Origin of the sequence: Corynebacterium sp. UMB0012 (genome assembly GCF_030216265.1) — a bacterium.
Taxonomy (GTDB): domain Bacteria; phylum Actinomycetota; class Actinomycetes; order Mycobacteriales; family Mycobacteriaceae; genus Corynebacterium.
This window is the reverse complement of the sequence record NZ_JASOKQ010000147.1, coordinates 1-236: the sequence shown is the minus strand read 5'-3', so window position 1 is coordinate 236 and position 236 is coordinate 1. Positions and strand designations below refer to the sequence as shown.

The following is a 236-nucleotide window of genomic DNA, read 5'->3' as shown; positions in this document are numbered from 1 at the left end:
CACCCACCGCGGACTGCGCGATGAACAACAGCGCATCGCCTGCGACTGGTGGTTATACCTCCACACGCAACTGCCTGGCGACCCTGTAGAGATCGCCAGGCAGCAAAACTGGGGCCAGGACGCACTCGCCAAAGCACAAACCCTAGCCAACCAGGAAAGACAAGCCACCAGCGGCCACGAAGACGGCCGACCAGCAACCTACGACAGTGCCATCGACACTGCCTACAACCACTCTA

At 60.6% G+C, this 236-nt stretch carries 1 pseudogene; it reads left to right on the top strand.

Features of this window, described 5'->3' with window-relative positions:
* Positions 1-236: pseudogene (locus QP324_RS12225) on the top strand (transposase); the annotation flags it as partial.